The 19,735-nt window shown below is 68.6% G+C and carries 15 protein-coding genes and 1 pseudogene; 9 read left to right on the top strand and 7 right to left on the bottom strand.

Annotated features, from left to right (window positions below; genetic code table 11):
• Positions 1 to 12: 12 nt before the first annotated feature.
• The 3 genes from ACLQ3C_RS04635 to ACLQ3C_RS04625 form a co-directional block, all read right to left on the bottom strand.
• Entirely contained in the window at positions 13 to 828 is an 816-nt protein-coding gene (locus ACLQ3C_RS04635) for a hypothetical protein (protein ID WP_425703853.1), read from the bottom strand.
• On the bottom strand, positions 825 to 3,827 hold the full coding sequence (locus tag ACLQ3C_RS04630; protein WP_425703852.1) for a DEAD/DEAH box helicase: 3,003 nt from the start codon (positions 3,825 to 3,827) through the stop codon (positions 825 to 827). The genes ACLQ3C_RS04635 and ACLQ3C_RS04630 overlap by 4 nt, the downstream gene beginning before the upstream one ends.
• A gap of 155 nt (positions 3,828 to 3,982) precedes the next feature.
• Positions 3,983 to 5,047, bottom strand: a complete 1,065-nt coding sequence (locus ACLQ3C_RS04625) for an ABC transporter substrate-binding protein (protein ID WP_425703851.1) — start codon at positions 5,045 to 5,047, stop codon at positions 3,983 to 3,985.
• Positions 5,048 to 5,323: 276 nt separating this feature from the next.
• Here ACLQ3C_RS04625 and ctaD point away from each other — a divergent pair, with 276 nt between their 5' ends.
• The 4 genes from ctaD (at position 5,324) to ACLQ3C_RS04605 (ending at position 9,612) form a co-directional block, all read left to right on the top strand.
• On the top strand, positions 5,324 to 7,093 hold the full coding sequence (gene ctaD, locus ACLQ3C_RS04620) for a cytochrome c oxidase subunit I (RefSeq protein WP_425703850.1): 1,770 nt from the start codon (positions 5,324 to 5,326) through the stop codon (positions 7,091 to 7,093).
• Between the two features lie 83 nt (positions 7,094 to 7,176).
• Positions 7,177 to 8,394, top strand: coding sequence for a phosphoserine phosphatase SerB (gene serB, locus ACLQ3C_RS04615; protein WP_425703849.1), 1,218 nt, complete (start codon positions 7,177 to 7,179; stop codon positions 8,392 to 8,394).
• Positions 8,391 to 9,155, top strand: coding sequence for an aminoacyl-tRNA hydrolase (locus tag ACLQ3C_RS04610; RefSeq protein ID WP_425703848.1), 765 nt, complete (start codon positions 8,391 to 8,393; stop codon positions 9,153 to 9,155). The genes serB and ACLQ3C_RS04610 overlap by 4 nt, the downstream gene beginning before the upstream one ends.
• Positions 9,156 to 9,159: 4 nt before the next feature.
• On the top strand, positions 9,160 to 9,612 hold the full coding sequence (locus ACLQ3C_RS04605; RefSeq protein WP_425703847.1) for a cupin domain-containing protein: 453 nt from the start codon (positions 9,160 to 9,162) through the stop codon (positions 9,610 to 9,612).
• A gap of 11 nt (positions 9,613 to 9,623) precedes the next feature.
• On the opposite strand, the gene ACLQ3C_RS04600 is transcribed toward ACLQ3C_RS04605, so the two are convergent.
• Positions 9,624 to 10,610: an LLM class flavin-dependent oxidoreductase gene (locus ACLQ3C_RS04600; protein ID WP_425703846.1), complete on the bottom strand. Its 987-nt coding sequence runs from the start codon at positions 10,608 to 10,610 to the stop codon at positions 9,624 to 9,626.
• Positions 10,611 to 10,787: 177 nt separating this feature from the next.
• On the opposite strand from ACLQ3C_RS04600, the gene ACLQ3C_RS04595 reads away from it, so the two are divergent.
• Positions 10,788 to 11,645 (top strand): ABC transporter ATP-binding protein, encoded by an 858-nt coding sequence (locus ACLQ3C_RS04595; protein WP_425703845.1) that lies wholly within the window; start codon positions 10,788 to 10,790, stop codon positions 11,643 to 11,645.
• Positions 11,646 to 11,744: 99 nt separating this feature from the next.
• Complete coding sequence (locus ACLQ3C_RS04590; RefSeq protein ID WP_425703844.1) at positions 11,745 to 12,575, top strand: NUDIX hydrolase; 831 nt, start codon at positions 11,745 to 11,747, stop codon at positions 12,573 to 12,575.
• 22 nt (positions 12,576 to 12,597) lie between these two features.
• Here ACLQ3C_RS04590 and ligD read toward each other — a convergent pair whose 3' ends face one another.
• Complete coding sequence (gene ligD, locus ACLQ3C_RS04585) at positions 12,598 to 13,632, bottom strand: non-homologous end-joining DNA ligase (RefSeq protein ID WP_425703843.1); 1,035 nt, start codon at positions 13,630 to 13,632, stop codon at positions 12,598 to 12,600.
• A gap of 97 nt (positions 13,633 to 13,729) precedes the next feature.
• On the opposite strand from ligD, the gene ACLQ3C_RS04580 reads away from it, so the two are divergent.
• A complete protein-coding gene (locus ACLQ3C_RS04580) occupies positions 13,730 to 14,518 on the top strand; it encodes an enoyl-CoA hydratase/isomerase family protein (RefSeq protein ID WP_425703842.1) in 789 nt (262 codons plus the stop codon).
• A gap of 28 nt (positions 14,519 to 14,546) precedes the next feature.
• Positions 14,547 to 15,758, top strand: coding sequence for a class I SAM-dependent methyltransferase (locus ACLQ3C_RS04575; RefSeq protein ID WP_425703841.1), 1,212 nt, complete (start codon positions 14,547 to 14,549; stop codon positions 15,756 to 15,758).
• A 138-nt stretch (positions 15,759 to 15,896) separates the two neighbouring features.
• On the opposite strand, the gene ACLQ3C_RS04570 is transcribed toward ACLQ3C_RS04575, so the two are convergent.
• The gene (locus ACLQ3C_RS04570; protein ID WP_425703840.1) at positions 15,897 to 17,111 is read right to left on the bottom strand and encodes an alpha/beta hydrolase; all 1,215 of its coding nucleotides are present in this window, start codon (positions 17,109 to 17,111) and stop codon (positions 15,897 to 15,899) included.
• Between ACLQ3C_RS04570 and ACLQ3C_RS04565 the strand changes: the two are divergent.
• A pseudogene (locus ACLQ3C_RS04565) lies at positions 17,006 to 18,364 on the top strand (THUMP-like domain-containing protein); the annotation flags it as partial. The gene ACLQ3C_RS04570 and the pseudogene ACLQ3C_RS04565 overlap by 106 nt on opposite strands.
• Here the strand turns inward: ACLQ3C_RS04565 and ACLQ3C_RS04560 are convergent.
• A complete protein-coding gene (locus ACLQ3C_RS04560; protein WP_425703839.1) occupies positions 18,287 to 19,726 on the bottom strand; it encodes an MFS transporter in 1,440 nt (479 codons plus the stop codon). The pseudogene ACLQ3C_RS04565 and the gene ACLQ3C_RS04560 sit on opposite strands and share 78 nt — an antisense overlap.
• Positions 19,727 to 19,735: the final 9 nt, after the last annotated feature.

Here is a 19,735-nt window from a genome sequence, read left to right as displayed (position 1 = left end):
CGCGGACCGCTCTCACTCGTCGATGATCCGGTCATAGAGGTCGCCGAGCTCGTCGACCGCTTCGGCGATGTCACCGGGCGCCACGCCCGAGGTGCGCAGGGCGGCACGCAGGGCTGCGCCGTCGAGGTCGGTCAGCGGGTTCATCCGGGGCGGTGATGGCAGCGGTGGCGCGGTGGCGCCGGTACCGTAGAAATCGATTTGCGGTGGGGTGTAGGCATTCTCGTCGTCGGATGACTCGCCGGCCGGCGCCGCGCCCGCGGACGTCGACTCCGTGCGCGACGGCGTGAGTTCTTCGATGGCGTCGAGCAGGTCCGGCAGTGAGGTGCCCATCACCTTCAGCAGGATGTTGGGACTGCGGTCGACCTCGGCCGCCACCTCGTAGAGGGTGGAGAGCACATGGATACACCGCCCGGAGACATCCGGGCAGGTGCAGTCGCCCGCGATGTCGGCGCTCTCGGTGGGCAGCAGCAGCTCGCCGACGGTGCTGGGCTGATCACCGCGTGCCAGCGACATCACCTCGGTGACGCCGTCGGCGGCCCGCAGCAGCGTGGCCACGGTCGCCGTGTCGACGGTGCGGATCTCGATCGTCACCCCGAACGGATCGAGCTGGCTGCCCTCGACCGACGACGTGATCCGCCCGGTGCCGATCGTCAGCCGGTGCACGTGCCGATCGCGAAAGTATCTGCGGGCCTTGGTGATCTTGTGATGTTCGACCGACGGCTGGATGCCGTCGCCGGCGAAGCGGCCCTCGGCCACGTCGACGAGGGCCCGAGACCACGGCGTCAGGCCATAGCCGCGGACCGGAACGGTTCCACGCCGAGCGCTCATTCGCTCACCGCATCATCACGCAGGCGGAACAGTTCGAACAGTTCGTCGCCGGCGAGATCTCCGAGCCAGTTCTCGCCCGTCGACACGGTGAGCCGGGAGAGCTCGCGCTTTTTGGAGATCAGGTCGTCGATGCGTTCTTCGAGCGTGCCGACGCAGACGAAGCGTCGTACGTGCACGCGTTGGCGCTGCCCGATGCGATACGCGCGGTCGGTGGCCTGGTCCTCGACCGCGGGATTCCACCAACGATCCACGTGCACCACATGATTGGCCGCCGTCAGGTTCAGACCGGTACCACCGGCCTTGAGGGTGGCCAGCAGGATCGGTGGACGCGAACCCGGCTCGCCGTGCTGGAAGCGTTCGACGAGCCGGTCGCGTTCGCCGCGGCCGAGACCACCGTGCAGCAGCGGGATCTCGGTTCCCAGCAACTCGGTGAGCCAGCCCGAGAGCAACTCGCCGAAGGCCGCGAATTGGGTGAACACCAAGGCCTGATCGCCCTCGGCGACCAGCGTGGTCGCGATGTCGTCGAGCAATTCGAGCTTGCCGGATCGATGCGCGCCCCGGCGTACGAGAGCGGTGCCGTCGGCGAGGTAGTGCGCCGGATGGTTACAGATCTGCTTGAGCCGGGTCAGCGCGGCCAGCACCGTCCGGCGTCGCAGGGCGCGCTGCTGTCGATCGCGCAACGCCTCCATCAGGTCGTCGATGACCGCCCGGTACAACGCGGCCTGCTCGACGGTGAGATTGGCCCGTACCGTGATCTCGGTCTTCTCCGGCAGATCGTCGATGATCGACGGATCGGTCTTCTCGCGCCGCAGGATGAACGGCCGGGTCAGCGCCGAGAGGCGACGCACGGCGTCGGGGTCGCGGTCGCGTTCGATGGGTTCGGCATAGCGGTTGCGGAATGTCGATGCCGATCCGAGCAGCCCGGGATTGACCAGGTCGATGACCGCCCGCAGATCCTCGAGGCGGTTTTCGACCGGGGTTCCGGTCAGCGCGATGCGGTGTTCGGCGGGCACCGACCGAAGTGCCTTCGCCGCTGCGGTTCGTACGTTCTTGACGTGCTGGGCCTCATCGACCACCAGACGTTGCCACCGGTGCCCGGAGAGCATCTCCCGATCGCGTGCGGCGATGGCAAAGGTGGTGAGTACGACATCGGAGTTGCCGTGCACGGCAGCGAAATCCGCGCCTTTCGCTCGAGCCGGGCCATGATGGACCGCGACCCGCAGTGTGGGTGCGAACCTCGCGAGTTCGGCAGACCAGTTGCCCACCACCGACATCGGGCACACGATCAATGTGGGTCCGGCAACCGAGGTGGGTCCGGCAACCGAGGTGGGCCCGGCATCGCCGGGCTCACCGGGCCGGCGTTCGTGGGCGAGCAGGGCGATGACCTGTACGGTCTTGCCGAGGCCCATGTCGTCGGCGAGTACCCCGCCGATTCCGAGATGTGCCAGATGCGCAAGCCATTCCAGGCCGCGCTGCTGATAGGGGCGCAGTTCGGCCTCGAGCCCGGCCGGGGGCTCGATCGGCCGGGGACGCAGCACCCCGGTCGCCCCGATCTCGTCGAGCCAGTCGAGTCCCCGCACCGAGCTCACCGGTACCGGCAGATTTGCGGTGTCGTGGGTGATCAGGCCCAACAGCTCGCCCATATCAGCGCGGGCCCCAGACGCAGCCAGGGCTCGTTGGGATCTGATATAGGCCGCCGCGCGGGTGAGCGATGCGCCCTCGGCCCGCACCCACACGCCGCGAATCCGTACCAGATCGCCCTTCTGCCGGGACAATTCGTCGAGGTCGACCTCGCTGAGAGTGACCGCGTCGGGGCCGTCACCGAGGGCGAGGCGCCACTCGAACTCTCGGATCTCGCGTAGCCCGACCATGCGCGCCGGCGCACCTCCGCCGACCGTCGGGCGCGCCCGGATACCCAGGCTCGGCCGCACCTCGGCGATGGTGCGTGGCAGCAACACCGGGAACCCCGCATCGGCCAGCGCGGCGGCGCCGTCGGTGAACAGCGTCTCGGCCAGTTCGGTGGGCAACAGGAAGTCGAGACTGGTGCGGTCGGGATCGGCCTGGTGCAGTTTCGGGAATGCGCGCACCGCGGCGGCGAGTTCGGTGGTCACCTCGTCGAGTTCGGTGGCGTCGAGCCGCTGCGGATAGACCGGGTCGACGTGGCCGTCGAGCGAGCGCCGGCACACTGTCAGCCGCCAGCGCAACCGCTCGGGATCGATGATCACGCGATCGATGTCGTCGTCGGGACCGAACCCGTCGATCGGTGCGGACGGGTCATCGGGCTCGTGCAGCCGGAAGACGAGGGTCGACTCGTTCGCCGCGGCACTCGTACCCCAGACCGACCACGCCGACACCGCGGCCGGCCGTGTGGCCGCAGCCGGCGCCGAACCGTCGCCCACGAGGGCTGCGATCAACGGGCCTGCCGGTTCGGCTCGGCCGAGGCGGGCCGCCGATGCGCCGATGCGGTAACGGCATTCATGGTCGACGAGCTCGGCGGCGAAATCCATCAGCGCGCCCGCTCCACCATTCTCGGCGATGGCGGTGGGTGCCCCGCCGGTGATCCCCGCGCTCCAGGCCCGCCACGCCGACGTCGCCAGCGGACGCCAGACGAACACGGTCTCCCCGGCGACATCGGCGAGTGTCGGTGCCACCGTGCCGGCGGCGACGAAGCGCCGGACGCCGTCGAGCAGGTGCCGGTACCAGGCGATGTCACCGCCGACCGGCACCGAACGGGAAGCGTCGAGGAAGGACACCGCCATGGCCGTGCCCAATGTCATGGTGGCGACGAAATCCCGGTGCCCGGCCGCGTCGATGATGTCGATCTGACGCCGAAAACGCTTGCCGGACAACAGCGAGCGAAACGGCTCGGGCAGCCCCTCGGCCCCCGGGCCGGCGTCCCACACAGCCAGTCCGACTCCCGGACGCCACAACGCGTGCAATCCGTACGCGGCGCCGGCCGGACCGGGATCGGCCGGACCGGGATCGGCAGCGCGGGTCATCGATGATGTCATTCAGCGACGAACCGACACGGTGCGGCCTGCGGCGCCGGCGAGGTGGTGGTGGACCATGCGATCAAGGGTAGTTCGCGACCCTGACAGATCGCCCGACCGTGGGACGGGTGACCGGTATCGCCTCCGAAGGATGCGAGTCACGGTCATGAGTTGCTGTTGAGCGAGCCCTTCACGTCGTTGAGGACCAACCACGCGGCGGCCAGGCCGGAGCCGCCGTACCAGATCTCGTCGTCGACGGAGAGCACCCGCTTCCATGTCGGTGCCCCCATGTCCAGCCAGCGGTCGCTGAGAAGAACTTCCTTGCCGTGCGCCAGGCCGCCGTCGCCCTCGAACGAGACATAGATGAGGTCGCCGTCGGCGTCGGTGAAGTTCTTGTCGGTGACGGTGACGCTGTCGGCACCGCGCTGGGTCGCCGGGCGCGCGACTCCGATCGTCTGCAGGATCTGCCCGGCAAAGGTCCCGGTGCCGGCGATGACCTCGGAGTCCTTGGTGAAGCGCACCAGTGAGACCTGGTTGTGCGGGGCGTCCATGCGTTTACCGGTCTTGGTGGCCTCGTCGGTGAATTCGGTGAGCAGACGCGTGCCCTCCGACGAGCGGCCCAGTGCGTCGGCGACCGCCTGGAAACGTTTCTGCCACGTGTCGTCGGTGCCGACGTCGACCGTCTTGATGCCGCCGAACGCCTGCGCCGATCCCGCGGTGGCCGGGGTCGTCAACACGATGTCGGGGGCCGCGGTACGCGCGGCGCTCGCGTCGGGGGTGGTGCCGATCGCGGGCACCGAGGACAGTTGCGGACCGAGATATGCCGGGACGCTGCCGGGTGCCGACGTCACCGCGGTCACCTTGGGGCCCAGCCCGAGCGCGCACAGATCGTCGAGCAACGCGGGATCGGTGACGACGATGCGCCCGACATCGGCACGTGGGTCGGTTGCGGCGGTCGGCGCCAGACAGGTGGTCGCGTAGTCACGGTCGGGGGAGACGACGTTGACCTCGGCGATGCGGGTGGTCGACGTCGAGATCGTCTTGCCGTCGGGCGTCGTCAGCAGTGGCTTGTCGCCGGAGCAGGCACTGAAGGTCAGCGCCGCGGTGCACAGTGCCGCCGCGCCGAGGACGACCGCGCGCCGGCCCCGCCGTCGACCGGGTGTCGTGAATCGACCCGAAAAACCGTCGCCGGACCCATGTTTCGTCCGGCTCTGCCCGCCACCCTGCACCCGCCCAACCTAGCAGCACGGCTGCGCCCGGCCGCCCGGTCGCCACCGTCGTGCCGCGACGGCGCGCCAGGGCGCGCTCGGAACGGCGGCGCGTCGCCGCATACAGCAGTGGTGACCTGCGCCGATGACACCGTCTGAGATTCGAGTACGACAGATCGTAGGACCCACTCGGCCGGGGTGGGGGAGAGGGTTTAGGATCGATATCCAGCGCTCGGTTTGTTCATGTGCCGGCCGGGGCGAGCAATCCCGAGCACCGGTCGGGCAAGAGGAGGATCTGTGACCGCGGTAGACCAGCCCACCACGCAGGTGGAACCAGTACGGCCGTTCCCGGAGCGGTACCAGCCCAAGGGTTCGTTCATCTACAAGCTGGTCACCACCACCGATCACAAGCTGATCGGCATGATGTACATCGTCGCCTGCTTCGTGTTCTTCCTCATCGGCGGTCTGATGGCCCTGTTGATGCGCGCCGAGCTCGCACATCCGGGGATGCAGTTCTTGTCCACCGAGCAGTTCAACCAGCTGTTCACCATGCACGGCACGGTGATGCTGCTGATGTATGCGACCCCGATCGTCATCGGGTTCGCCAACTTCGTGCTGCCCCTGCAGATCGGTGCCCCCGACGTCGCCTTCCCACGGCTGAACGCCTTCGGGTTCTGGCTGTTCGTGTTCGGCTCGACCGTCGCACTGGCCGGCTTCATCACCCCGGGCGGTGCGGCCGACTTCGGGTGGACCGCCTACACCCCGCTGACCGACGCGATCCACTCGCCCGGTCCGGGTGCGGACCTCTGGATCATGGGTCTGGGTGTCTCGGGTCTTGGCACCATCCTCGGTGGCGTCAACATGGTGACCACCGTGGTGTGTCTGCGCGCCCCCGGCATGACGATGTTCCGCATGCCGATCTTCACCTGGAACATCCTGGTGACCACGATTCTGATCCTGATGATCTTCCCGCTGCTGACCGCTGCACTGCTCGCGCTGGAGGTCGACCGTCAGTTCGGAGCGCATATCTACGACCCGGCCAACGGTGGTGTGATCCTCTGGCAACACCTGTTCTGGTTCTTCGGACATCCCGAGGTCTACGTCGTCGCGCTACCGTTCTTCGGCATCGTCTCGGAGATCTTCCCGGTGTTCGCCCGCAAACCGATCTTCGGGTACTCGGGACTGGTGTATGCGACCCTGGCCATCGCGGCACTGTCGGTCGCGGTGTGGGCGCACCACATGTATGTCACCGGCGCGGTCCTGCTGCCGTTCTTCTCCTTCATGACCTTCCTCATCGCGGTGCCCACCGGTGTCAAGTTCTTCAACTGGATAGGCACCATGTGGAAAGGTCACATGACCTTCGAGACCCCGATGTTGTTCTCGGTCGGGTTCATCGTGACCTTCCTCTTCGGTGGCCTCACTGGCGTGCTGCTCGCCAGCCCGCCGCTGGACTTCCACCTCTCCGACAGCTACTTCGTCGTGGCGCACTTCCACTACGTGCTCTTCGGCACGATCGTGTTCGCGACCTACGCAGGCATCTACTTCTGGTTCCCGAAGATGACCGGCCGCATGCTCGACGAACGCCTGGGCAAGTGGCATTTCTGGCTCACGTTCATCGGCTTCCACACCACGTTCCTGGTGCAGCACTGGCTGGGTAACGAGGGCATGCCGCGCCGCTACGCCGACTATTTGCCGTCGGACGGGTTCACCACGCTGAACATGGTCTCGACCACGGGTGCGTTCATCCTCGGTCTCTCGACGCTGCCGTTCCTGTGGAATGTCTTCCGGAGCTACCGCTACGGCGAGGTCGTGACCGTCGACGATCCGTGGGGCTTCGGCAACTCGCTCGAGTGGGCGACCAGCTGCCCGCCGCCGCGGCACAACTTCACCGAGCTGCCCCGCATCCGGTCGGAGCGTCCGGCGTTCGAACTGCACTACCCACACATGATCGATCGAATGCGCGCAGAGGCGCACGTCGGCCCGGGTCACGGACACGAGAGCGAGGCCGCCGAGCACGCACGGCGCGATCCGCTCACCGTCGGTGACCACGAGTCCTCCGCCGACTGACACGGCTGACCACGGTGGGCGATTCCCCGGATTCACACACCACTTCCGCACCCGGAACGGTTTCGACCGCTCCGGGTGCGGTCGTGACGGCCACATTGCTGATCACCGTCACCGGCCCGGACAAGCCGGGGGTGACCTCGGTGCTGATGGGTGCCCTTGCCGGGCAAGAGGTCTCACTGCTCGACGTGGAGCAGGTGGTCATCCACGACCGACTCACGCTCGGTGTGCTGGTCGCGGCGGCCACCGATCCCGAACAGGTCCAGGACGTCATCGAGCAAGCGATGTCGTCGATCGGGATGGACGTCCACGTCGAGGTCGATGCGCGGTCCGGTGGGCATCGGCCCGCCAGCCATGCGGTCGTGCTGCTCGGCAGTCCGGTGACCGCCCGCGCGTTCTCGGCGGTGGCGGCCGAGGTCGCCGGACAGGACGGCAACATCGACTCGATCCGCGGGGTGGCGGACTATCCGCTGACCGGGCTGGAACTGATGGTCAGTGTGGGTGGCCGAGACGATGTCGCCGCCGACTCGGCCCTGCGCAAGGGGCTCGCGCGCGTCGCGACAAGGCATCGGATCGACATCGCGGTCGAACGCGGCGGGCTCGCGCGCCGCGCCAAACGGCTGATCGTCTTCGACGTCGACTCCACCCTCATCCAGGGCGAGGTCATCGAGATGCTCGCCGCACACGCCGGCCGGGAGGCCGAGGTCGCCGCCGTCACCGAGGCGGCGATGCGTGGCGAACTGGACTTCGAACAATCGCTGCACCAACGGGTGGCCGCGCTCGCCGGCCTCGACGCCGGCGTGCTCGACGAGGTCGCCGCGTCCCTCACCTTGACGCCCGGCGCCCGGACCACCATCCGGACGCTGCACCGACTCGGCTACCACTGCGGTGTGGTCTCTGGCGGATTCCGTCAGGTCATCGACGGGCTCGCGCATGAACTCGAACTCGACTTCGTCCGCGCCAACACCCTCGAGATCGTCGACGGGGAACTCACCGGCCGGGTGATCGGCGAGATCGTCGACCGGCCCGGCAAGGCCAGTGCGCTCCGATCCTTCGCCGATCAGGTCGGGGTGCCGATGGAACAGACCATCGCCGTCGGTGACGGTGCCAACGACATCGACATGCTGTCGGTCGCCGGACTCGGCATCGCGTTCAACGCGAAGCCGGCGCTGCGCGAGGTCGCCGATGCCGCATTGAGCCATCCCTTCCTCGACGCCGTGCTGTTCATCCTCGGTGTGACCCGCGACGAGATCGAGGCGGCCGACGCAGCAGACGGGGTGTTGCGCCGGGTGCCGCTCGTATGAGCGACGAAGCGGTGGGGATCGATCCGATCGCTGCAGATCCGTTCCCTGACACCTACCGCCGACTGACCGCATATGTGGGCGGTCACGACGATCCGCCCGACCCCGCCGACGTGCTGGCCATGCAGATGGTGCTGCGTCTCGAGAAGGCCGACCCGCCCGCGCGCGGCGAGGTGTTGGAGGCGGCCGCGCGGGCGGTGGCGCTGTTGTGTCTCGACGATAGGGCCGGCGGGGACGGCCCGTGGGCGTCGCCGATGGACGCGTGGTGTGACGCCCGGATCCGCAAGATCGCCCGCCGTGCTCGGGGCGCGCATTGGGTTGCGGCCCAAGAGGTCTGGGGGGTGACCGCCACCGCAGGCGGCGCGCAGGCGCGGGCGCTGGTGCCTGGTCGGGTGGGTGCCGTCGACAAGCGGATCTCGAGGCTGCAGATCGGTGGTACCGAGATCGCCGGCGACCTGCCGGTCGCGCCGGCTCGCGCGGGGATATGCCTGTGGGTCAATCCCGCCCTGGAGATGACGGTCGGCAAACTCGCCGCGCAGGTGGGCCACGGTGCCATGCTTGCGGTCACGTTGCTCGACGAGGCGTCGGCACGCACGTGGCGCGATACGGGATGTCCGCTGTCGGTATGCGCAGCCGACGACCCCGTCTGGGCGCGGTTGCTCGACGACGACGGCGCGGGCCGGGCCGTCGCGGTGCGTGATGCCGGATTCACCGAGATCGCGCCCGGCTCGGTGACGGTGATCGCCGAGATTCGAGAGGGCTGAGACGATGACCGACGAGCATGCAGCACTGCCGGATTGGGTGCACGGCCTGGGGCTCGCACCACATCCCGAAGGCGGCTGGTACGCCGAGACGTGGCGCAGCGATCTGATGCTGCCCGCCGCGGCCCTACCCGGCTACGAGGGCGATCGCCCGGCGGGTACGGCGATCCACTTCGTGCTGCTGCCCGGCGAGGAGTCGGCATGGCACACGGTGCGCGGTGCCGAGATCTGGCTGTATCACCGGGGTGCGCCGGTGCACCTCGATCTCGGCGGTGCGGGCGCGGCGCCGCAGGACATCGAACGGGCGGTGGTCGGTGCCGACCTCACCGGTGGGCAGCGGCCTCAGGTGCTGGTGCCGCCCGGTCATTGGCAGCGCGCCCGCTGTTCGGGAGACGAGGCGTCGCTGGTCAGCTGCATCGTGGTGCCCGGCTTCGACTTCGCCGACTTCCGGCTGGCCTGACGCGCAGCCCGTCACGCCGCCGGTACGCGGGCGGGCGCCAGATGGGCGAGTGTCTGCAACCAGATCTCACGGTCGGGAGCGAGCGAGGCGACGATGATCTCGTCGGCGTCGGCGTGGCCGGCGAACCAGTCGAGATACTCGCGCACCTGCGCGGGAGTGCCCACGCCGGAGTAGGTGAGCATCTCGTCGATCTGCCGGCCCTGAGGCATCGACAGGATCGCGTCGGCCTCCTCGTCGGTGAAGGTTCGTCCGCGGCCGAAGAGTGCGGTCACTCGGTGGCGTTTGGCCTGGTGGAGCTGTTCCTGCGCGCGCTGCGGGTCGTCGTCGACGATCACACAGGCGCCCGCGATCACATACGGCTCGGCCAGTTGCTCGGACGGCCGGAACTGCTCGCGATAGATCTGCACCGCCTGGGTCAGGGCCGCGGGCGCGAAATGCGACGCGAACCCGTACGGCAGGCCGAGTGCCGCGGCGAGCTGCGCGCCGAACAACGACGACCCCAGGATGTAGAGCGGAACGTTCGTACCGTTGCCTGGCGTCGCGTTCACCCCGGGAACCCGCGTCTGACCGGTCAGGTAGCCCTGCAGCTCGAGTACGTCGTTGGGGAAGCGGTCGGCCGCGGCGATGTCGCGACGCAGCGCCGCGAAGGTGTTCTGGTCTCCGCCGGGCGCGCGGCCCAGCCCGAGATCGATCCGGCCCGGGTAGAGCTCACCGAGCGTGCCGAACTGCTCGGCGATGGCGAGTGGGGAGTGGTTCGGCAGCATCACCCCGCCGGACCCGAGCCGGATGCGGGAGGTGCGGGCAGCGATGTGGGAGATGAGCACCGCCGGAGCCGACGAGGCGATCGACGACATGTTGTGGTGCTCGGCGTACCAGATGCGTTCATAGCCCCACTCGTCGGCGCGGATGGCCATATCCGTCGAGGCGGTCAACGACTCGGCGACGGTTTCACCGGTGCCGACCTGGGCGAGATCGAGGATGGAGAGAGGCACACTCATACCGGTGCACAAGGCGTTTGTGGCGACCGCTATTCCCAGATCGCACCATGGCCCGCTATTGCGTTGTCCGATGGCGTCTTTGGGTGTGGACGAGTGCGTGCCCCGGCGAATGCGGTCGATGGACACGCATGTCGGTGATGATGGCGACGTCCCCGACGAGTAAGGCACGATAGACCTGTGAGCGCCCGTGATCCCGTGCCAGCCGAACCGACGTCCGATCCCGACCTGCTGATCGATTTTCGTGACGTCTCCGTCGTTCGGGGCGGTTCCACGCTGGTCGGTCCGGTCACCTGGCAGGTCGAGCTCGACGAGCGCTGGGTCGTTCTCGGTCCCAACGGTGCGGGCAAGACGACCCTGCTCCGCCTGGCCGCTGCCGAGTTGTATCCGTCGGCCGGCCTGGCTTTTGTGCTGGCCGAGTTGCTCGGCCGGGTCGAGGTGCGCGAGCTGTCCACCCGGATCGGCGTGGCCAGTGCCGCGCTGGCCGACCGCATCCCCGACGACGAGCGGGTCAGTGACGTCGTCATCTCCGCCGGCTATTCGGTGATCGGCCGGTGGCGGGAGGCCTATGACGACGTCGACCGTGCTCAGGCGCTCGAGTCGCTGGAGTCGATGGGCGCCGAACATCTGGCCGATCGCGCCTTCGGCACGCTGTCCGAGGGCGAACGCAAGCGCGTTCTCATCTCGCGCGCCTTGATGACCGATCCCGAACTGCTACTGCTCGACGAGCCCGCCGCCGGCCTGGATCTGGGTGGCCGGGAGGAGCTGGTCGAACGGCTCTCTGCGCTCGCCGCGGACCCGGATTCGCCGGCGATCGTGTTGATCACCCACCACGTCGAGGAGATTCCGGCCGGCTTCACGCATGCGATGCTGCTCTCCGAGGGGGAGGTCATGGCGCAGGGCCTGCTGGACGAGGTGCTGACCGGCGACAATCTGTCGACCGCCTTCCGGCAGCAGATCTCCCTGTCGAAGGTCGACGGGCGCTTCTTCGCCCGGCGATCCCGCCGTGCCGGTGGACACCGGCGTTCGGCGGGATAGGACCGCCCCCATCCCCCTGGGTGCCGACGTCGCGGACCGCGGCGATAGTGTCGGAACGTGACCTGGCACACGTCGGCCGGGCAGGTGGGAGTTCGAGTGATGCGAGAGACATCCGCGCAGGAGTCGTCGGCACAACAGACACCGGTGCCGATGCGCGACGCCGCGTCGGTGGTGTTGGTTCGCGAGGGCGACGGTGGAATCGAGGTCTTTCTGCAGCGTCGCGTCAAGCAGATGGCATTTGCCGGCGGGATGACGGTCTTCCCGGGTGGCGGGGTCGATCCCCGCGACCGTGACGCCGGCCTCGCGTGGACCGGGCCCGAAGCTGACTGGTGGGCCGAACAGTTCTCCACCACAGTCGAACTCGCGCAGGCCCTGGTGTGCGCGGCGGTGCGTGAGACCTTCGAGGAGTGCGGGGTGCTGCTCGCGTCCTCGGGCGAGAGCTTCCCGGATCCGGCCTCGCTGCGTGCCGAGCGCGCGGCCCTTGTCGACAAGTCGATCTCCTTTGCCGACTTCCTGCGCGCACGGGAACTGACATTGCGCGCCGATCTGCTACGCCCGCTCGCGCATTGGATCACCCCGGTGAACGAGAAGCGGCGCTACGACACCAGGTTCTTCCTCGCTGCGGTACCGCCAGGTCAGGAGCCCGACGACTCGACCACCGAGGCCGACGTCGCCCAATGGGCGAGCGCGCAGGGCGCGCTCGCCGCATGGTCGGCGGGCAAGCACTTCTTGTTGCCGCCGACGTGGGCGCAACTGCGAGAGGTCGCCGGCCACGCGACGGTCGCCGATCTGCTCGCCGCCACGCGCACGATCGAGGCCGTCGAGCCGTCGGTGAGCGCCGGAAAAGGATTGGCGGGCTTGGCTTTCACCCGATCCGACGACTACTTCGCCGGACTCGGGAACCAGACGCCGCCCGACATCAGGCTCTGACCCGGGGGCCCGCCGGCGCACGTCACGGGTCGAGATCGACCACTCCGGAATCGTCGGTCGTGGCGTCGACGGGCTTCTCGCCCGAGGCGTCGTCGCGATCGGCCCACTCGAGCAGTTCGTCGATCCGGTGGGCGACGTCGTCGATCTCGGCGTGCAGGTCGCCGAGCTCGGCGAACCTCTCGGGCATCGTCGCGATGGTGAAGTCATCGGGTTCGATGTCGGCGATCTCGGCCCAGGTGACCGGGGCCGACACCGTGCCGCGCGGATTGCCGCGGACCGAATACGCTGCGGCCATCGTGTGGTCGCGGGCGTTCTGGTTGTAGTCGACGAACACCGCCGCCGGGTCGCGGTCCTTGCGCCACCAGGTGGTCGTCACGTCCTCGGGGGTCCGGCGCTCGACCTCGCGGGCGAACGCGAGCGCGGCGCGGCGCACCTGGGTGAATCCCCACTCCGGGACGATGCGGACGTAGATGTGCAGGCCGCGGCCGCCGGAGGTCTTCGGGAACCCGCGCATCCCGAGTTCGTCGAGCACCTCGTGGACCACCCCGGCGACCCGGCGGATCCGGGCGAAGTCGCAGTCGGGCATGGGATCGAGGTCGATGCGCCACTCGTCGGGGGACTCCGGGTCGGCGCGGCGGGAGTTCCACGGGTGGAACTCCACCGTCGACATCTGCACGGCCCACAGCACGCTGCCCAGTTCGGTGACGCACAACTCGTCGGCGGTGCGCCCGAAGCGGGGGAACCAGAGTTCGGTGGTCTGCACCCAGTCGGGCGCACCGGCCGGAATCCGCTTCTGGTGCACCTTCTTTCCGTCGACACCCTTCGGGAAGCGGTGCAGCATGCAGGGACGTTCGTAGAGGGCGCGCACTATTCCGTCGCCGACGGATTCGTAGTACCGGGCGAGGTCGAGCTTGGTCTCGCCGCGTTCGGAGAAGTAGACGCGATCGGGACTGGTGAACCTGATCGCGCGCTCACCAGCGATCAGTTCGATGGTTTCCCCGCGCTGGTCGGCCACTCCTGCGAGCGTAGTGAGTCCGGGTGCCTGCTGTCGGTTCATTGGGGCGCTTGCGCTGTTCGGTCGGTAACCGCCAGTGCCGGCACACGATGCCCGAACTGTCGCGAACCCGCCGAGAGCCGCCGCGTAGGCTACCCACATGCCTGAGTTCGTGACCCTCGAGACCTCCGACGATCACCCCGGTGTGGGCACCATTCTGCTCGACCGGCCACCGATGAACGCGCTGAACCGCCAGGTGCAATCCGAGCTGGTCGCGGCCGCGGCCGAGGCCACCGACCGCGACGACATCAAGGCCGTCGTCGTCTACGGCGGCCCCAAGGTGCTCGCCGCCGGCGCCGACATCAAAGAGATGAACGACATGACCTATCCGGGGATGGCCAAGGTCGCCGGACGGTTGCAGCGTGCGCTCGGGGCGATCTCGGAGATTCCGAAGCCCACGGTCGCCGCGGTGACCGGATACGCGCTCGGTGGCGGACTCGAGGTGGCGCTCAGTGCGGACCGCCGGATCGCCGGCGACAACGCGAAGTTGGGGGTGCCCGAGGCGCTGCTCGGCGTCATCCCGGGTGGCGGCGGTACCCAGCGGCTCGCCCGACTCGTCGGCCCGGCCAAGGCCAAGGACATGATCTTCACCGGCCGGTTCGTCGGTGCGGCGGAGGCGCTGCAGATCGGTCTCGTCGACGAGGTCGTGGCCCCCGACGAGGTGTACAACGCGGCACTGCGCTGGGCCGGCCAGTTCACCACGGCGGCGTCGGTGGCACTCGCGGCCGCCAAGAAGGCCGTCGATCAGGGACTCGGCGTCGACCTCGACACCGGCCTGAAGATCGAGGAGCAATTGTTCGCTGCACTGTTCGCGACCGAGGATCGCGCGATCGGAATGAAGTCGTTCGTGGAGAACGGCCCGGGGAAGGCGCAGTTCACCGGGAAGTGAGCTGCGGCAGAGGAGGATACCGAAGACGATGACGACCACCGAGAACGATCCGCGCACCGCGGGAGCCGGGGATCCGGCGCCGAACCCGCACGCCACCGCCGAAGAGGTACAGGCGGCGATGTCCGACACCAAACTCGCCCAGGTGCTCTATCACGACTGGGAGGCCGAGACCTACGACGAGAAGTGGTCGATCAGCTTCGACGAGCGGTGCATCGACTATGCGCGTGGCCGCTTCGACGCGGTCGCCGCCGGGAGCGGAGCGAGCGGGGCGAATGTTTCCGCCGCCGGGAGCGGAGCGAGCGGGGCAAATGTTTCCGCCGCCGGGAGCGGAGCGAGCGGGGCGAATGTTTCCGCCGCCGGGAGCGGAGCGAGCGGGGCGAACGGTACCGCCGCCGGGAGCGGAGCGAGCGGGGCGAATGTTTCCGCCGCCGGGAGCGGAGCGAGCGGGGCGAATGGTACCGCCGCCGGAAGCGAAGGGCTGCCTTACGGACGGGCCATGGAACTCGGTTGCGGCACGGGATTTTTCCTGCTGAACCTGATGCAGTCCGGGGTGGCCGAGAAGGGGTCGGTGACCGACCTCTCGCCGGGAATGGTGAAGGTGGCGCTGCGCAACGCCGAGAACCTCGGTCTCGACGTCGACGGTCGCGTCGCCGACGCGGAGAAGATCCCGTACGACGACAACACCTTTGATCTCGTGGTGGGACACGCGGTGCTGCACCACATCCCCGACGTCGAACAGGCGCTGCGCGAGGTGTTGCGTGTGCTGAAGCCGGGCGGCCGGTTCGTCTTCGCGGGGGAGCCGTCGACGATCGGCGACTTCTACGCCCGCTGGTTGAGCCGTGCGACCTGGTATCTGACCACGAATATCACCAAGGCCGGTCCGCTGCAGTCGTGGCGCCGGCCGCAGGAGGAGCTCGACGAGTCGTCGCGGGCGGCCGCACTCGAGGCGGTCGTGGACATCCACACCTTCGATCCGGACGAATTGGCGGGTATCGCCCGCGCGGCAGGGGCGGATTCGGTGCACACCGCCACCGAGGAGTTCGCCGCCGCGATGCTCGGCTGGCCGGTCCGCACCTTCGAGGCAGCTGTGCCGCCGGGCAAACTCGGTTGGGGCTGGGCGGGTTTCGCGTTCGGCGCCTGGAAGCGGCTCACCTGGCTCGACGAGAACGTGCTGCGCCGGATCGTGCCGCCGAAGTTCTTCTACAACGTCGTGGTGAGCGGATACAAGCCGCAGGCCTGATCCGCGCTGCCACAAGTAGCGGACGAATACTCTTCCCCCACAACTTGTTTCGCTCCCCGGAAACTTTCGGGGGAAGTAACGAGAACTGGGGGAAGAACGTCGGTGGGACTCGATGACCCGGCTCGAATACCCAGCCCGTCACGGTCCGGTGATGAGGTGTTCGGGCATCCGGCCGAGTACCGCGGCCATGTTGTATTGCGCCATCGTCGATTTGCCTTCGACGTCACGCGAATAGGTGGCGTGGCCGCGTGAGCCGACGCGCGCGACGCCGGTCGTGTCGACGCCCGCACGGGTCGTCAGGCGGATGAGCGCCGGGCTGTCGACGGGGTCGCTGCCGAAGAGTCCGAGGTCGGCGATCTGGTCGTCATCGTTCTTGAGGACGTAGGCGGCGCCGTCGACGAGGTGGAAACTCGCCGGCGTGTAGTCGAGGTCGAACCCGCGGTCCCCACCGAGTCCGGGCGAGCCGTAGAAGATGGCGTCGTCGACGAGCCCGTGTGTCAGGCGCAGTGCCTCTGCGGTCACCAGCGACCCGTAGGAGTGGCCGAGGGCCACCAGATGTGGCCGGCGGTCCGACGCCGCGACGAGACCGGCGAGGAAGCGGGACAGGATCGGCGCGGTGTCGCGGGCCTTGCCTGCGGTGGCGACGTGCAACGCGCCGCGGGCGGTGGAGATCCGACCGCCGGGGCCGGTGAAATTGGGTGTGTCGTAGCCGATCCAGGCAACCGCGGCGACGGCCTCGTCGGCGCGCCCGACGACGCCGAGTTGGCGTCGGGTCTCCTCACGGAGGAGCCGGCTCTCTCCGCCCATGCCCTGATACGGCAGCTCGCCGGTCAGGGACGGTGCGATGGTGGTACCCAGACCCGGGGTGGTGACGCCGATGTGGTCGGCGGTGTCGGGATTGCCGACGGCGACGGCGGCGTGCCCGCGTTCGCCGCTGTGCATGTCGAAGGAGATGAGCAGCCGCGGGTTGGCCGCGTCGGCGCGGCCCAGCTCCCATTCGATCGCGCCGATGTCGGCGATCTTGCGTTCGACGTACCACCTGCGGGCGTCATCGGAGGTGAACGTGCCGCGGAAACGCTTGCGGGACAGTCGTTCGGTGAGCGTCTGTCGCTGCTGCTCGAGTTCGGCGAGCACGCGCGGCAGCATCGCCCGGTTGGCCAGATCTCGGTCAGGTGCAGCGATCCCGTCGGAATTGCCGATGCGCCCAGGGTGTCGGTTGCGGAACTGTGCGCGCTCGGCGCCGGACAATGACGACCACCAGGCCGCACGAACGGCCGGCGGGCCGTCGAGTTCTGATGGGACGTTTGCCGGGCGGCCCGACGCCTCGTCGCCGGCGTGCTCACTGGACTCCACCGGGTGATTATCGCCGAGGTGGGGCGGCCCGTGGGCATTGCGGCGCGCCGGCTGTGACACGCTGGAGGAGTTCGGGACTACACGGCGGGGAGTGTCAGCAGGCCATGGCGTATCGCTTCACGGTTGACGACGTCGCCTTTCTACGATCGCGCCACGGTACCCGGGCTCTCGAGGTCGTCGACGAACTCGCCCTGACGCCGGACTCGATGCTCGCCGACCTGACCGAGGTCCGAAGCCGTTACGCCCCGCATGACGCGGCCCTGGTGGAGACGATTCGCTGCCGGCGACGTGCGGTCGTGAAGTTGCGGGATGCCGGCGATCTGCTGCTCTCCGACGACGCTCTCCAACAGGCCACCGCATCGCCGGTCGCCGGTCGGCGGGCCGCCGAGATCGCCGGGCGGTTCGGCGGGGCGGTCGTGCACGACGTCACGTGTTCGATCGGTGGTGAGCTGGTGGAGTTGAGCCGGACACCGGGGATCTCCGGCGTGATCGGCAGCGATCTCGACCCGGTACGGGTGGCGATGGCCCTGCACAACACCAGGATCGGGACCGACACGGCGCGGCCACCGACTCTGCTCGTCGCCGATGCGCTGTGCCCGACGAGCCGCGCCGATGTGTTCATCGCCGATCCGGCCCGACGCTCCGGAAGCGGACGCGTGTTCCGCCTCGACGCGTTGACCCCGCCGCTGCTCGACGTCCTGATGACCTATTCGGGACGGCCGTTGTTGGTGAAATGTGCTCCGGGTCTTGACTATCGGGTGATGCGCGATCGTTACGGATTCGCCGGCGAGGTCCAGGTCACCTCGCTGGATTCGGCGGTGCGGGAGACCTGCCTGTGGTCGGGGCCGGGATCCGACGACGGCCGTCGTGCGACGGTGATGCGGAGCGGAGCGGGGGGCGCCGTCACGACGTGGGAGATCACCGATGCCGAACCCGACGACGTCGGTGCCGGAGACCCCGGAACCTTTCTGATCGACCCCGACGGCGCGGTCGTGCGGGCCGGCCTGGTGCGTCACTACGCCCACCGCCACGGACTCTGGCAACTCGACCCCCAGATCGCTTATCTCACCGGGGATTCTGTGCCGGTAGGTGAGCGCGGCTTCCGCATCATCGAGCGACTCGCGTCGACAAGCGACAAGGTGCTGCGCAAGGCGCTTGCGGCACAGGACTGCGGGTCACTGGAGATTCTCGTCCGCGGCCTCGACGTCGACCCGGATACGCTGCGCAAGCGGCTCAAGCTGAAGGGTGCGCGGCCGTTGGCGCTGGTCCTCACCCGGATCGGGCGTAAGGGCGTGGCGTTCGTCTGCGAGCCCGGCGTCCGCGAGGCCTGACGGGTCGGCGCCGGCCGGCCGCAGGCGGATGGCCGCACAGCAGCCCGCGGCGACCACGCACAAACCGGCTGCGATGTGAAAGGCGTTGTCGTAGGAGCCCTGTGCGTCCCGGATGTATCCGGCCCCGAATGCCGCGATCGCGGCCCCGGCCTGGTGGGAGGCGAAGACCCAGCCGAATACGACCGGGGTGTCGGCGCCGAAGTAGTGGCGACAGATCGCGATCGTCGGCGGGACGGTGGCCACCCAGTCCAGGCCGTAGAAGACGATGAACACCCACGTACTCGGTTCGGCCGTGGCGGACAACAGCATCGGCAAGAGCATCAATGAGACACCACGACCGAGGTAGTACACGACGAGAAGCACTCGTGGGTCGACGCGATCGGTGAGCCACCCCGAGAAGACGGTGCCCGCGACGTCGAAGATGCCTACGGTCGCGAGCAGCGACGCCGCGACGGTCGTCGGCATGCCGTGATCGTGGGCGGCCGGGATGAAATGGGTGCCGATCAACCCGTTGGTGGTGGCACCACAGATCGCAAAGCTCACCGCCAGCAGCCAGAACGCGGGCTGACGCGCACCCCGGGCCAATCCGCTTGCCGCGGCACCGAATCCGCTGTTCGGCAGTGCGGGTTCGACGGCGTCATCGGGGGCGCCGTAGGCAGCGGCGCCCACGTCGGCCGGACGATCGCGGATGAACAGCAAGACCAGGGGCACCACCGCGAGGGCGGCGAGCGTGACCACCACCGACGCCCAGCGCCAGCCGTGGGAGTCCGTGAGGTGGGCGACAATCGGCAGGAAGATCAGCTGCCCCGTCGCCGACGCCGCGGTGAGCACACCGGTGACCAGGCCGCGTCGTTCGACGAACCACCGGGTCGACACGGTTGCGACGAAGCCCATGGAGATCGACCCGGTGCCCAGCCCGACCAGCACACCCCACAGCAGCAAGAGCTGCCAGCCGGCCGTCATGAAGACCCCCAGCCCGGTGCCTGCCGCGATGAACACCAGGGCCACGGTGAGGACCGGCCGGACGCCGAACCGATCCATGAGCGCGGCCGCGAAGGGGGCGGTGACACCGAACAGCACCATGTTGATCGACATCGCCAACCCCACAGTGGCGTGTGACCAGCCGAACTCCATGTGCAGCGGATCCATCATGACGCTGGGCACGGCACGGAAGCCGGCGGCGCCGAGGATGGCGACGAAGCTGACGGTGGCGACGATCCACGGCCATCGGGAGGGGTGGGAACCGTGGGGGAGAGCCGACGTCGGCGAGGCAGATGCGGTCACCGGATCAGC

The organism is Gordonia sp. DT30, from assembly GCF_049844915.1.
In the GTDB taxonomy this organism is placed as follows: Bacteria; Actinomycetota; Actinomycetes; order Mycobacteriales; family Mycobacteriaceae; genus Gordonia.
The sequence above is the reverse complement of the archived record's forward strand: the minus strand, read 5'-3'. Positions and strand labels throughout refer to the sequence as shown.

Excerpts from the sequence above, each read along its gene's own strand:
- ACLQ3C_RS04635 (WP_425703853.1), bottom strand. The coding sequence starts at position 828 with ATGAGCGCTCGGCGTGGAACCGTTCCGGTCCGCGGCTATGGCCTGACG.
- ACLQ3C_RS04630 (WP_425703852.1), bottom strand. The coding sequence starts at position 3,827 with ATGACCCGCGCTGCCGATCCCGGTCCGGCCGATCCCGGTCCGGCCGGC.
- ACLQ3C_RS04610 (WP_425703848.1), top strand. The coding sequence starts at position 8,391 with ATGAGCGACGAAGCGGTGGGGATCGATCCGATCGCTGCAGATCCGTTC.
- ACLQ3C_RS04605 (WP_425703847.1), top strand. The coding sequence starts at position 9,160 with ATGACCGACGAGCATGCAGCACTGCCGGATTGGGTGCACGGCCTGGGG.
- ACLQ3C_RS04600 (WP_425703846.1), bottom strand. The coding sequence starts at position 10,610 with ATGAGTGTGCCTCTCTCCATCCTCGATCTCGCCCAGGTCGGCACCGGT.
- ACLQ3C_RS04590 (WP_425703844.1), top strand. The coding sequence starts at position 11,745 with ATGCGAGAGACATCCGCGCAGGAGTCGTCGGCACAACAGACACCGGTG.
- ligD (WP_425703843.1), bottom strand. The coding sequence starts at position 13,632 with ATGAACCGACAGCAGGCACCCGGACTCACTACGCTCGCAGGAGTGGCC.
- ACLQ3C_RS04580 (WP_425703842.1), top strand. The coding sequence starts at position 13,730 with ATGCCTGAGTTCGTGACCCTCGAGACCTCCGACGATCACCCCGGTGTG.
- ACLQ3C_RS04575 (WP_425703841.1), top strand. The coding sequence starts at position 14,547 with ATGACGACCACCGAGAACGATCCGCGCACCGCGGGAGCCGGGGATCCG.